This is a genomic window from Planococcus soli (assembly GCF_016881065.1).
Classification (GTDB): Bacteria; Bacillota; Bacilli; order Bacillales_A; family Planococcaceae; genus Planococcus; species Planococcus soli.
In genome coordinates, this window is the sequence record NZ_WXYN01000051.1 from 214,606 (window position 1) to 226,218 (window position 11,613).

The window sequence follows — 11,613 nt, forward strand, 5'->3', positions numbered from 1 at the left end:
AAAAACCAAGAAGCCATTCTTGGTTTTTTAATATGAATTTTTCAGTTAGATAAGTGGGGAAAGGATCTGCCAGATGGCCGGAATAATCATATGCGTATGGATGCTGCAGATAAAAAGATCTGCTGAAGCATGCCTTGAAATTCCAAATTATTTTCAACACAACGTCCCTATTTTGAAAAACAGTAGCTGCTAAAGATTATTAGTTCGGCTTAAAGAGTTTGTATGACTAATTATTAGAAAATTATAATTTTAACTATACAAACGAATCTGTCTATTCTATACTTTCTGTATACAGTATACACTGTATCGATTAAGTATGTAGAGAGGAGGAATTATGGAGAAAATCGTAAAACAAGCCACATTGGCGGATCAAGCATATGAATACATTAAAAAAATGATTATTACCGGAAAGCTGAAGCCGGGACAGGAGTTGCCTGAAGAAAAGCTGGCCCTGGAACTTGGCATCAGTCGCACCCCCTTAAGAGAAGCACTAAAAAGACTGGCTGTTGATGCGCTTATCGAGTTAAGAAAACCAAGGCCTGCAGTAGTTGCAGCTTTTACTTATCAGGATGTCATCGAAATCATGGAGCTTCGCAGGCTATTGGAAATCCACGGGCTTGAAAACCTGTCGAAAGCAGATCAACAGCCTGTCATGCAGCAAATTAAGGAAAATGTAAATCGCCAATTGCTCGCAGTAGAGGCAAAGAGGGTTGTGGAATTTATGGATTTGGACCAGGAATTTCATTCTTTCCTTTATCAAAACCACACAAACAACCGTTTGAAAGAAATGATAAAAGGCATCAACAGCGGCGGCAGCAGAGCATTTTTGCTGCTATCGGATACAGCTGCTGACAGCGCAAAAAAAGCGTATGAAGAACATCTCGCCATTCTCCATGCAATTGAAGAGGGAAATTTGATCAAAGCCAAGCAGCAGTTGGCCATCCATTTGGACAATATTGAAAGCCGGCTGCTGAAATACATCACACAGGAGGAACTATGAAAAAACTACTCGGACTATTTCTTATTGGATTATTTATTCTTTCTGCCTGCGGCAGACCGGATAGTGGGACGACGACTTCTGAAGACGGTGAAAGCAGCGAAGAAACCTTCACAATCCGTTTGGCCCATTTAGTGCCGGAAGAGCAATCTTCCCATGTTGCGGCAGTAACTTTTAAGGAAAAACTTGAAGCTGAATCGGATGGCCGCTTAACAGTTGAGCTCTATCCGAACGGCCAGTTATATGGATCTGACCGTGAAGCGATTGAAGCGGTTCAGCTTGGAAATGTTGAGATGACAATTCCAGCTGTAGCGGCAATGGCTTCATTTAACGAAAAGTTCCAAGTGTTTGATTTGCCTTTCCTTTTTAACAATAATGAAGCAGCATACCGGGCACTGGACGGTGAACTTGGCCAGGAGCTATTGGCTGACCTTGAAAACAACGGTATGAAAGGCCTCGTTTTTGGTGAAAACGGCTTCCGCCATGTTTCCAACAATGAAGGGCCGATTGAATCTCCGGAAGATATGCAAGGATTGAAAATGCGGACATTGGAAAGCCCGTTGCATACGGACACTTTTAATGCTTTTGGCGCAAATGCTTCTCCGTTCGCATTTGGAGAGCTATACACCGCACTTCAACAAGGCACTTATGATGCGATGGATTGTCCGATTTCCCTTTATTACACCAATAAATTCTATGAAGTGCAGGATTACCTGACATTGACGGGGCATGTATATGCAGCTACTGCGTTGTTAGTGAACAACGATTTCTATAACGGCCTTCCGGAAGACCTTCAAGGCATTATCACAGAAGCTTCCGAAGAATTCCGCACGGAGCAACGTGAAATGGCTCAGCAGCAAGATGCTGAATTCCTTGAGCAGCTGGAAGCAGAAGGCATGCAGATCAACGATTTGACGGATGAACAACGCGATCAATTCCGCGAAGCGGCCGAATCTGTTTATACAGAATACGAGGATGAGATCGGCAAAGATGTTATCGATCAAGCCTTGGCAGCAAACGAAGAATAATTAAAAAAACAGTTGAAGAATCAAGGGAGAAATTCCTTGATTTTTCATTTTATTCGGCTTTAGCAATTAGCAGGAATGAAACCGACCCCTAATGAAGTTTTTTTGTGAAAGGAAGTGGCATGATGATCAAGAAGTTTGAAAAAGCAGAAGAAATCTTTCTGGTTCTGACATTAGTAGTCATGGTAGCTTTAATCTTTGGCCAGGTCGTTGGACGCTATGTTTTTTCCGATGCACCAAGCTGGACAGAAGAAATGGCGCGCTATATCCATATATTTCAGGTGTGGATAGGTGCCAGCTATGCCGTGAAATTACGTGAACATATACGCGTGGAAGCATTCATCACCCGATTTAAAGGATTGCCGAGAAAAGTTTTGGAAACGATTACGCTTGCAATCTGGTTTGTGATGGCTTTGTTCTTGGCTTATTTTGGAACAGATCTAGTATTGAACAGCATTTCCAATGGGCAGGTTACTCCAGCGATGCAGCTGCCGATGTGGATTCCATTTTTAGCCATTCCATTGGGCGGGATCGGAATGTGCATCAGACTGATTCAGCAGCTGTTTAAAATCTGGAAAGGCGATTATGAGATGCATAAGGGAGGGGACCTTCCGGTATGACAATAGCTCTGTTATTCGGCACTTTATTTATTTGTTTATTGATTGGCGTTCCGATTGCGATTGCGCTGGGCGTCTCTGCTTTGACAGCGATCTATTTCGGTACGACTTTGCCTCTTAGCATTATCACTCAAAAAGCGTTTACTTCGCTCGATTCATTCCCTTTGCTGGCAATTCCGTTCTTCATGCTTGCCGGGATCCTCATGGGTAAAGGCGGTGTTTCCAAACGGCTGTTGGCATTCGCCTCTGCTTTGGTTGGTTGGATGACCGGCGGGTTGGGTATGGTGACGATTGTGGCCTGTATGTTTTTTGCGGCAATTTCAGGATCAGGCCCGGCAACTGTAGCAGCTATCGGCGGTTTCATGATTCCGGCGATGATTGCCCGGAATTATGACGGCGGCTTTGCTTCAGCAGTCGCAGCTTCTGCTGGATCTATCGGTGTTATTATTCCACCGAGTATTCCATTTGTGCTGTATGGCGTTATCGGAGGGGTGTCAGTCGGCAGCATGTTCCTTGCGGGGATCATTCCGGGGTTGATCATCGGAGGCGGACTATTGATTACAGCTTACATTATTTCCAGAAAGCGCGGATATAAGCCAGAACCTGGAGAAGCGGCATCATTTGAATTCAAAGATGTGCTGAAGACCTTCTGGGATGCAAAATGGGCTCTGCTGATCCCAGTCATTATTCTCGGTGGAATTTACGGCGGAATTTTTTCGCCAACAGAAGCAGCCGTAGTAGCAGTGGTGTATGCTATAATTATTGGCAAATTCGTTTATAAAGAATTATCCTGGCAAGGGCTTTATGAAAGCTTCAGGCAGGCAATTGTTATCAATGCCACCACGATGATCATCATCGGCTTATCGGTGTCATTTGCATACTTTATGACCATCGAACAGATTCCAGGTGAAATCTCCGATTACTTGACGGCTTTATCGACTAATCCACTGGTTATTCTACTGGCAATCAATTTACTGCTGCTTGTAGTTGGCATGTTCATTGATACTATTTCGGCACTGGTTGTCCTGACTCCGATTCTTTTGCCGATTGTCGTGACTGTAGGCGTCGATCCGATCCATTTTGGCGTTATCCTTGTGGCCAACCTGGCAATCGGTTTTGTTACGCCGCCATTAGGGGTTAACCTCTTTGTGGCTTCGAGTGTCGGCGGTGTCCGCTTTGAGCGAATCGCCTATGCGGTTTTGCCGTTCCTGCTGTCGATGGTTATTTGCCTGCTGATCATCACATTTATTCCGGCTCTGTCCCTATGGCTGCCAGGACTTTATGAATAACGAAGATTTATAATTAGAGAAAGGTTGTCACTCATGAGCATTTCAATTAATAGCCGGATCGAGTCCATTGAGATTTCAGGCATACGCCAGTTTGCCAATCAATTGATCGATTTTCCGGATGCCATTAACTTAACAATCGGACAGCCCGATTTTCCTACGCCCGAGGCTGTCAAGTTAGCAGCAATCGAGGCAATCAAAAACAACCAGACCAGTTATACACATAATGCAGGATTATTGGAGCTGCGGGCGGAAATTGCATCATTTTTCCGCGATTCGTATGGATTGGACTACAATTCCAAAACGGAAATTATTGTCACTAATGGGGCAAGTGAAGGATTGGATTCTCTTTTCCGGGCTATTCTGGAGGAAGGCGATGAAGTCATTTTGCCTGCACCCGCTTATCCAGGATACGAACCGATCATCAACTTGTGCGGCGGGAAAGTGGTTTATCTGGATACTTCGGATACCGGCTTTCAGCCAGATCCACAGCGTCTGGAAAGCTTAATCACCGGCCGGACAAAAGCGGTATTAATGAACTTCCCATCCAATCCGACAGGTGTCACAATGGAGTCTGCTCAACTCGAAAAAGTTGCTGCAGTACTTGAAAAACATGAAGTTTTTATCATTACCGATGAAATTTACAGTGAAAATTCATACGGTGAAAAACATTCTACTTTTGCACGCTTTGAAAAATTGCGCGATCGCACGTTCTTAGTCCATGGCTTGTCAAAATCCCATTCGATGACAGGCTGGAGAATCGGTTTTGTTCTGGGGCCGGAAACGTATATGAAGCACGTCTTGAAGGTCCATCAGTATAATGCCATCTGCGCTTCTGTACCGGGTCAATTTGCGGCACTCGAAGCGATGAAAAATCAGCGCCACATTCCTGCTGAAATGAATAAAGAATATATTCAGCGGAGAGATTTTGTCTACAGCCGCTTAACCGCAATGGGCCTTGATGTCATACTGCCCAAAGGCGCATTTTATATTTTTCCTTCAATTGAAAAGTTCGGCATGACTTCCTATGAATTTGCTGTGCGTTTATTGAAAGAAGGGGGCGTGGCTGCAGTGCCTGGCTCTGCATTCACTGTATACGGAGAAGGGTTTGTACGGATATCTTATGCCTACAGCATGACCATACTAGAAGAAGGCATGGATCGATTGGAGAAGTTTGTTCTTAGCTTAACTGATTAATGGATTGTTTAGAGTCTTTGTTGGCCTGCTCTACATTTTTTAATAGAGGGTGAAAATGTTGAATCGCTTCTTGCGGAAGTGTTGTGTCATGGCCAGTTTTACTCGGCTCAATTTATATTTGTGATTTAACCTATGATTATCCGGGTAAAGTTCCTTAAACGACAAGGAGTTGAACGGCATGGGAAATTCACAGTTTTACCGGTTTGAAGACGATGGAGCGATTCCAAATAATCCTTCACTTGAAGTGATAGTCTATCCAGCTGCTTTTAAAGAAAATCCGCAGGAAATTGAAACGGTCTTCAACAGTCATGACTGGACAAACAGCTGGACTGGCGGTGTTTTCGATTACCACCACTACCACAGCAATACGCACGAGGTGCTGGGTGTGCGCAGCGGCTCTGCAACTTTGCATATTGGCGGCGAGCAGGGTGAAGCGTTAACCGTAGCAGCAGGCGATGTTGTGCTGCTGCCGGCAGGAACCGGACACAAGAAGTTGGAAGCCAGCAGCGACTTTGAAATAGTCGGAGCTTATCCAGGCGGTGTCTCCTATAACTTGAAAACCGGGGAGCCGGGAGAACGCCCCTATGTTTTGGAAGATATCCAAAACACGCCTTTGCCAAAAAACGATCCTGTTTTCGGCAGCGAAGGGCCGGTTATCGAAAAGTGGACATAGAACGGAGAAAAGCCCTTTGCCAGTCCCTGGCGAAGGGCTTTTGAGTTGTGAAACTCATGCTTTTATTAATTATTCGTAATAGCCTTCAGTCGATTTGCGGAATGTTTTAAACTGATCGGCATCATGACCAAACCAGACATCCGAATTGGTTTCTTTTGAGATTCTGCGGATTTTTTCGACAGCTGAAGTATAGCCGACGGAATCATATAAAATGCCTGGCGGTTTGATTGGCGGGCCAAAGCTCTCTGCTGTGTATATGGCGTCAGAAGCAAGTATAATCCCCCCGGTTTCCGGAAGTTGAATTTGCAGTCCGAGCATTCCCCACGCGTGGCCGCTGCCAAAGTTCAGGATTTTGATGCCTTCGGCAAGCTGGAGCCCATCCTCGGTCCGTTTGACAGTTTGCCATTGCAGATTATTTTTGATCCATGCATCAATGTCTCCCCAGATATATGCCCCTTCTTTGGTGTTTCGGGCATAAGTTTGCAAGGCGCCATTCAATTCATCTTCATGGACGATGATTGTCGCATTGGTGAACAGCTCAAGGCAGCCGGCGTGATCCAGATGAAGATGGGAAGCCACAACGTATTTGATGTCTTCTGGCCGGACGTTCAGTTCCTCCAACCGGTGATGCAAATAGCATTCCTCTGGCATGTCAATTGGAAACAGGGATTGAGTAACTTTCCCCCAACGGCCTTCTGCACCCATCGAATTCGGATTGCAGGCTGTGTCGAACAAAATTTTGCCTTCCGGATGGTCGATCAGTACTGTGTAAACCGGAAATGTCACCATCTCTCCCGGCGGATTCGGGTTTTGTATACTTGCCGGGTTGTGCATTGAAATCATGTAATTCTTATCCATACTTAATGTGCCATTGTCCATTACATAAAGCTTTGGATTTGGCTTGATAATACCAGTCATCAATTTTCCCCCTTTCAGAATAATTCCATAATATCACAATTTTCAGATAATGGTATAGGGGCATTTAAAAAAGCTCCTGAGCTGGTGGGCTCAAGAGCTGGAGATGGGAGTGAAGACTAATGGACCATAGCCGGTTCAAAAAATTCTTTGTACAATTCATTTAATATTTTTTGCTCATCTTCTTTTAAGATGCCAAAAACCAAACTTACTTCAGAAGAACCTTGATTGATCATTTCAATGTTAACGCCGGTTCTGGCAAACGCATTTGCTGCCCTTGCAGTGAGGCCTTTTGTATTATGCATGCCTTCTCCAACCAATACAATCATTGAAAAATCATTGCGAATGTGAACATCATCCGCTTGCAGTTCCGATTTGACACGATCTACGATGCGCTGCTCTTTGGCAGCCGTCAATTGGTGGCTGCGCAGAATAACAGACAGATTATCGATGCCTGACGGGATGTGTTCATAGGAAATTTCTTCATCTTCCAGTATTTGCAGCAATTTGCGCCCAAAACCGATTTCACGGTTCATGAGGTATTTGCTGACGTATAATGTTGAGAAACCGCTATCAGCGGAGATTCCTGTTACGGGACGCAGTGAGTGGTCGCGTTCGGCAACAATCATTGTACCAGGAGCAGCAGGATTATTCGTATTGCGGATGCATAAAGGAACTGCTGCTTTAAAAACAGGCATTAGGGCTTCGTCATGAAGCACGGCAAATCCGGCATACGACAGTTCGCGCATTTCGCGATAAGTCATCTGTTCGATTTCAACTGGTTTTTCAACTACACGCGGGTTTGCGGCGAAAACACAGTCAACGTCGGTAAAGTTTTCGTAAAGCTCCGCCTTGACTGCAGCTGCTAGAATTGAACCGGTAATATCTGATCCGCCGCGTTCGAATGTCCGCAGCACGCCTTCTTTTGTATAACCAAAAAATCCAGGGAAGACGGTAATTGTTTTTTTATGCCGCAGATCGGCCAGAAGATCGTAGGCTTCAGGAAGAGCTTGAGCCCGCTCTGGCAATCCATTGACGAATAAACCAGCGTCAAACGGATTAACGTATTCGGCAGTCAGTCCGATCGATGTCAGGTAGGCGGCAATCAATTTCGCAGAGTTGTCTTCGCCACTTGCTTTGATTAAATCAGCAAAAAGAGGGGGAGAGCTCTTATCCGATTGAAGACGGTTCATGAGGTCTGTTTCGATGACTCTTTTGATGTCGTTGCCAAGCTCCAGCTCATCCGCAATTTCCGAATATCGTCCCACGACTTTGGCAAGTGCAGCATCGGTTGATTCCTCCCGAAGTGCCGCTGCTGACAATTGGATCAGCAAATCGGTAACTTTTACGTCACCATCGAATCTTTTGCCTGGAGCAGAGACGACGACAATCTTGCGGGAAGGCTCTGCTCCAACGATTGCAGCGACTTTTTTTATCTGTTGTGCACTAGCTACTGAAGTACCTCCAAATTTGCTCACTTTCATCCAATCAAGTCCCATCTTTTTTAATAGTCTGTAAAAGGGTTGTTTTAACTAAGATATAATACTATAATGTCCCTATGACAAAAACAGCTGTTTTTTCACAGTGTACACACCATGGGAGGAATCGTCAATGAAAAATGAAATTTCAATCGGATTATTAGGCCTTGGAACGGTGGGCAGCGGAGTTGCTAAAATCATCCAGCAGCATCAGCAGGATTTGCATCATAAATTAGGTGCCCAAGTTTCAATCCGGAAGGTACTGGTCAGAGATGCAAAAAAAGACCGGCTTTCCAGTTTAGATCCGAGTGTATTCACGACGGATATAGAAGAAATATTGAATGATTCTTCTCTCGATATCATAGTTGAAGTGATGGGCGGCATGGACGGAGCCAAATCTGCCATCGAAAAAGCGCTAAAAGCGGGCAAGCAGGTCGTTACGGCCAATAAAGATGTCATGGCGGAATATGGCCACGAATTGCTGAAACTGGCTGACGCCGAAAAATGCGACCTTTTCTATGAAGCAAGCGTTGCCGGCGGCGTGCCGATTATTCGTACGCTTGAAGATGGCTTGGCTTCTGACCGGATCTCCAGTTTGATGGGGATTGTCAACGGCACGACAAATTTCATTTTAACAAAAATGAAAAAAGAAAATATGACTTATGAAGCTGCATTGGCTGAAGCCACTGAACTGGGCTATGCCGAAGCAGATCCGTCTGCAGATGTCGATGGCATTGATGCAGCGCGGAAAATGGTCATTCTCTCTTCTCTGGCATTCTCGACAGAAGTTCACCTGGATGATGTGCTGGTCAGAGGCATGAAAGAAATTCGCGATGGCGATTTGGAGCTTGCGAATAAGTTCGGTTATACCATGAAAATGGTCGGTTCTTCAACTAAAGATGAAGATGGAATCGAAGTTTCGGTAGAACCGATCTTCCTGGCAAACTCGCATCCGCTAGCTTCTGTTAACAATGAATTCAATGCCGTATACATATATGGTGATGCTGTAGGCGAGACGATGCTGTATGGTCCAGGGGCCGGTTCATTGCCGACTGCGACTTCAGTGGTTTCCGATATTATCGCTGCTTGCCGCAACTTGCAGCTGGGCGTTAACGGCAAACGAGCACATGCTGCACAGCATGAACGGGTCATAAAGCCGGAATCAAAACGGTTTGCGAAATATTGCCATCGCCTGCTGGTGAATGACGAAGTTGGTGTCTTATCGAAAATGACTTCCATTTACAGCAAGCACGCGGCAAGTATCCAATCGGTTATGCAGTCACCGGCAGCAGACGCTGACAAGGCTGAATTGGTGCTGCTGACTCACCAAATTTCACGCCAGCAGCATTTAGATGTGTTAAATGATTTGGAAGGAACGGCTAGCGTCATTAGCCATTACCGCATAGAAGGAGAGGAAACCGCATGAGATGGCAAGGACTGATCGAAGAACATAAAGAGTGGCTTCCGGTTACAGAAAATACGCCTTCATTAACATTGCAGGAAGGCAATACGCCGCTGGTGCATTTGGATAGTTTGTCAAAAAAATGGGGAATTGACCTTTACGTAAAACTGGAAGGAGCAAATCCTACCGGTTCTTTTAAAGACCGTGGCATGGTGATGGCTGTCGCGAAAGCCAAAGAAGAAGGCAAAACGGTATTGATATGCGCTTCAACTGGCAATACATCTGCATCAGCAGCTGCCTATGGTGCAAGAGCCGGCATGCGGACTATCGTTGTCATTCCTGAAGGGCGTATTGCACTTGGGAAACTGGCTCAGGCAAAAATGTACGGAGCGGAGATCCTCGAAATTAAAGGGAACTTTGATGAAGCGCTGCAGATGGTGCGTGAGGTAGGTCAGGAAGCGGGCATCGCGCTCGTCAATTCCGTCAATCCGTATCGTTTGGAAGGACAAAAAACCATCGCTTTTGAAGTGATTGACCAGCTTGGCCAAGTACCGGACATCTTCGCGTTGCCAGTGGGCAACGCCGGCAACATATCTGCATCTTGGAAAGGCTTCACGGAATATGCAGAACGCACCGGCGAAAAACGTCCGACACTTTTAGGTGTTCAGGCAGCCGGGGCAGCACCGATCGTCAACAACAAAGTCGTGGAAAATCCGGAAACAGTGGCAACTGCCATCCGCATCGGCAATCCGGCAAGCTGGCAGCTGGCGCTTAACGCCCTCGACGAATCAAACGGCACCATTTTAGCGGCAACAGACGAAGAAATTCTGGAAGCATATCAGCTGCTGGCATCAACCGAAGGTATATTCGCTGAACCTGCTTCATGCGCCTCTATTGCAGGAATCAAAAAACAGGTGGAAAGCGGTATGCTCGAAAAAGGATCGAAAGTGGTTGCTGTACTGACAGGCAATGGTTTAAAAGATCCTGAAACAGCGATTTCCGTGAATCAGCACAAAGCACTTCTTGTTCCGGAAGATATGGAACGTTTCTGGGAGGATTTAAAAAAAGGAGTGAAGATATGAGCTGGAAAGAGTTTTCAGTGAGTGTTCCTGCTTCAACCGCCAATCTTGGTCCGGGTTTTGATTCGATTGGTCTGGCATTGGACCTCCATATGCTTGTTCACGCATCGCCGGCTGCAGATTGGCTGGTCGAGTACAAAAATCCTGGCTATCAGCAAATTGCCAGCGGCAAGGATAATCTGATTGTCGCCACTGCGCAAACCGTCGCAGACAAATACGAGCGTTCGCTGCCCAGCGCAAAATTAGTGGTGGAGACAGAAATCCCTTTGAGCCGTGGCCTTGGCAGCAGCGCTTCAGCAATCGCTGCGGGCATTGAGATTGCAGACCGGCTGATTGGGCTAAAGCTGTCTATGAAAGAAAAACTGAGGATCGGTACAGAGATGGAGGGGCATCCCGACAACATTTCTGCATCGCTGCTTGGGGGTTTGACAATCTCCTATTTTGATGAAGAAGATTTGGAAATCGTCCATGTACCGGAAGTGGAGATCGGAGTGGTCATTCTTGTTCCTCCGACCGAGTTTTTGACAGTGGAATCCCGGAATTTGCTGCCGGAAGTTTTGGCGTATAAAACCGCCATACGCGGCAGTGCAGCCGGCAATGTCATGGCAGCGGCTTTAGCAAAAGGAGACTGGGATACAGCGGGGCGAATGATGCAGAAAGATTTATTTCACGAACCCTACCGCAAAGACAAGTTCCCTGATTTTGATGCGATTCAAAGGAGCTGCCGTGAGTTAGGCGTTTATGGAACGGCAATCAGCGGAGCAGGGCCATCCCTGTTCATCGCAGTAAAAAAAGGGGAGGAAATCAGGGTTGCCGCACAATTGGCAGAAAAGTTTCCGCTCTACGAAAGCCTTGCTACCAAACCTTCTTCTGCAGGCATTAAACTTGGTGAAACAGTTGTATAAATGAAAAAGAAGCGATCCGAGCTTTCCGGATCGCTTCTT

Annotated in this window: 11 protein-coding genes; 9 read left to right on the forward strand and 2 right to left on the reverse strand. The window is 45.9% G+C overall.

What is annotated here, in order from left to right; all coding sequences use genetic code 11:
* Positions 1-334 precede the first annotated feature (334 nt).
* The 6 genes from GJB59_RS15825 (at position 335) to GJB59_RS15850 (ending at position 5,795) form a co-directional block, all read left to right on the forward strand.
* Positions 335-1,000 carry a GntR family transcriptional regulator gene (locus GJB59_RS15825; RefSeq protein ID WP_142826042.1) on the forward strand — a complete coding sequence of 222 codons (666 nt, stop codon included), beginning with the start codon at positions 335-337 and terminating at the stop codon, positions 998-1,000.
* Positions 997-2,025 carry a TRAP transporter substrate-binding protein gene (locus GJB59_RS15830; RefSeq protein WP_142826043.1) on the forward strand — a complete coding sequence of 343 codons (1,029 nt, stop codon included), beginning with the start codon at positions 997-999 and terminating at the stop codon, positions 2,023-2,025. The genes GJB59_RS15825 and GJB59_RS15830 overlap by 4 nt, the downstream gene beginning before the upstream one ends.
* 122 nt (positions 2,026-2,147) lie before the next feature.
* The gene (locus GJB59_RS15835; protein ID WP_142826044.1) at positions 2,148-2,642 is read left to right on the forward strand and encodes a TRAP transporter small permease; all 495 of its coding nucleotides are present in this window, start codon (positions 2,148-2,150) and stop codon (positions 2,640-2,642) included.
* On the forward strand, positions 2,639-3,928 hold the full coding sequence (locus GJB59_RS15840; protein ID WP_142826045.1) for a TRAP transporter large permease: 1,290 nt from the start codon (positions 2,639-2,641) through the stop codon (positions 3,926-3,928). The genes GJB59_RS15835 and GJB59_RS15840 overlap by 4 nt, the downstream gene beginning before the upstream one ends.
* Before the next feature lie 33 nt (positions 3,929-3,961).
* Entirely contained in the window at positions 3,962-5,122 is a 1,161-nt protein-coding gene (locus GJB59_RS15845) for an aminotransferase class I/II-fold pyridoxal phosphate-dependent enzyme (RefSeq protein ID WP_142826046.1), read from the forward strand.
* A 178-nt stretch (positions 5,123-5,300) separates the two neighbouring features.
* Positions 5,301-5,795 (forward strand): cupin domain-containing protein, encoded by a 495-nt coding sequence (locus GJB59_RS15850; protein WP_142826047.1) that lies wholly within the window; start codon positions 5,301-5,303, stop codon positions 5,793-5,795.
* A 69-nt stretch (positions 5,796-5,864) separates the two neighbouring features.
* On the opposite strand, the gene ahlS is transcribed toward GJB59_RS15850, so the two are convergent.
* Together ahlS and GJB59_RS15860 are read right to left on the reverse strand one after the other, a co-directional pair.
* Positions 5,865-6,713, reverse strand: a complete 849-nt coding sequence (gene ahlS, locus GJB59_RS15855) for an AhlS family quorum-quenching N-acyl homoserine lactonase (RefSeq protein WP_142826048.1) — start codon at positions 6,711-6,713, stop codon at positions 5,865-5,867.
* Positions 6,714-6,829: 116 nt separating this feature from the next.
* Entirely contained in the window at positions 6,830-8,194 is a 1,365-nt protein-coding gene (locus GJB59_RS15860) for an aspartate kinase (protein ID WP_142826049.1), read from the reverse strand.
* Between the two features lie 127 nt (positions 8,195-8,321).
* Here GJB59_RS15860 and GJB59_RS15865 point away from each other — a divergent pair, with 127 nt between their 5' ends.
* The 3 genes from GJB59_RS15865 to thrB are packed head-to-tail and all read left to right on the forward strand — an operon-like array spanning position 8,322 to position 11,574.
* Entirely contained in the window at positions 8,322-9,614 is a 1,293-nt protein-coding gene (locus GJB59_RS15865) for a homoserine dehydrogenase (RefSeq protein ID WP_142826050.1), read from the forward strand.
* Positions 9,611-10,672: a threonine synthase gene (gene thrC, locus GJB59_RS15870; protein ID WP_142826051.1), complete on the forward strand. Its 1,062-nt coding sequence runs from the start codon at positions 9,611-9,613 to the stop codon at positions 10,670-10,672. The genes GJB59_RS15865 and thrC overlap by 4 nt, the downstream gene beginning before the upstream one ends.
* Entirely contained in the window at positions 10,669-11,574 is a 906-nt protein-coding gene (gene thrB / locus GJB59_RS15875; RefSeq protein ID WP_142826052.1) for a homoserine kinase, read from the forward strand. The genes thrC and thrB overlap by 4 nt, the downstream gene beginning before the upstream one ends.
* Positions 11,575-11,613: the final 39 nt, after the last annotated feature.

Bases quoted from the DNA above. Each gene is read 5' to 3' on its own strand.
- thrB (WP_142826052.1), top strand. From the start codon at position 10,669: ATGAGCTGGAAAGAGTTTTCAGTGAGTGTTCCTGCTTCAACCGCCAAT.
- GJB59_RS15835 (WP_142826044.1), top strand. From the start codon at position 2,148: ATGATCAAGAAGTTTGAAAAAGCAGAAGAAATCTTTCTGGTTCTGACA.
- GJB59_RS15865 (WP_142826050.1), top strand. From the start codon at position 8,322: ATGAAAAATGAAATTTCAATCGGATTATTAGGCCTTGGAACGGTGGGC.
- GJB59_RS15860 (WP_142826049.1), bottom strand. From the start codon at position 8,194: ATGAAAGTGAGCAAATTTGGAGGTACTTCAGTAGCTAGTGCACAACAG.
- GJB59_RS15850 (WP_142826047.1), top strand. From the start codon at position 5,301: ATGGGAAATTCACAGTTTTACCGGTTTGAAGACGATGGAGCGATTCCA.
- ahlS (WP_142826048.1), bottom strand. From the start codon at position 6,713: ATGACTGGTATTATCAAGCCAAATCCAAAGCTTTATGTAATGGACAAT.
- thrC (WP_142826051.1), top strand. From the start codon at position 9,611: ATGAGATGGCAAGGACTGATCGAAGAACATAAAGAGTGGCTTCCGGTT.
- GJB59_RS15845 (WP_142826046.1), top strand. From the start codon at position 3,962: ATGAGCATTTCAATTAATAGCCGGATCGAGTCCATTGAGATTTCAGGC.
- GJB59_RS15840 (WP_142826045.1), top strand. From the start codon at position 2,639: ATGACAATAGCTCTGTTATTCGGCACTTTATTTATTTGTTTATTGATT.
- GJB59_RS15825 (WP_142826042.1), top strand. From the start codon at position 335: ATGGAGAAAATCGTAAAACAAGCCACATTGGCGGATCAAGCATATGAA.
- GJB59_RS15830 (WP_142826043.1), top strand. From the start codon at position 997: ATGAAAAAACTACTCGGACTATTTCTTATTGGATTATTTATTCTTTCT.